This window comes from Cognatiluteimonas telluris (assembly GCF_011320095.1).
Classification (GTDB): domain Bacteria; phylum Pseudomonadota; class Gammaproteobacteria; order Xanthomonadales; family Xanthomonadaceae; genus Cognatiluteimonas; species Cognatiluteimonas telluris.
Window position 1 is genome coordinate 1 of the sequence record NZ_JAANOY010000103.1, and the last position, 905, is coordinate 905.

At 71.3% G+C, this 905-nt stretch carries 1 protein-coding gene; it reads left to right on the forward strand.

Annotated elements, in window-relative coordinates; genetic code table 11:
• Window positions 1-45 precede the first annotated feature (45 nt).
• The coding region (locus G7B67_RS13200; RefSeq protein WP_207780950.1) for a hypothetical protein at window positions 46-905 on the forward strand (860 nt) is incomplete at its 3' end.

Here is a 905-nt window from a genome sequence, read left to right on the forward strand (position 1 = left end):
CCGCATTGGTCGGATTGGCGTACTGCCTTCGGGGGAAGGGGATACATGGCGTTTTTTTCGCGTTTTCCGCTCGCGTTCGCGACGGCGATGGTGTCGGCGGTTGCCGGCCTTTCCACCCCTTATTCCACGGCCGTAGCCGGTGACGCCAACCACGTCGCCGCCGCTGCGCCGGGCGCCCGCGCGCAGGCGACGGCCGCCATGCCGGCCAGCTTGTCCGGCAAGCGCCTGGATGCCGTCGCCGAGGCGATGGACCGGATCACCCGCCAACTGCGCGCGACGGGGAGCGCCTCGCCCACCGGCGCAGAGGCCCTCGCCATTGCCGCTGACGTCCGTGCCCGGTTGGCGAGCCTGGACAGCCTGGAGCTCGTCCTCGATCAGTCCGCGATCGAAGACCGCGCCGAAATGGCGCGCATGCACGTGCCCTCGGAGCTGCGGGAGCGTTACGAAACCAACCAGCGCTTGCTGGGCCAGCGGCTGCAGGCCTTCAGGCGCGTGGCCAACCGCGTGCGCCCGGCCCTGGGCAGCCGCAACGCGATGGAGGCAGCGTCCGCCCTGTCGCAGTTGCGCTCGCAGCTGGCGTCCACCGACGTGACCCGCAGGCTGGCCTTCGATCCGGCGACGGTGCGCGCGCAACAGGTCAAGCCCGAGCGCCGCGCACCTGCAAGCACGCGGGCGGGGCTGGATCGCTTCCTGTCCCCGCAGGTGGCGGGCGCGTCGACGCTTGCAGTGGCGCCTGCCGCGGTCGTGCCGCCGGAGCTGGCGGAAACACCGGAGACCGCGCTGACGCCCGAGATCACGGCGCTGGCCGCCAGCCTCGGCCACAACCCGGTGCAGATCTTCAACTGGGTCCATAACAACATCGACTTCGTGCCGACCCACGGCGCCATCCAGGGCGCCGGCCTGAC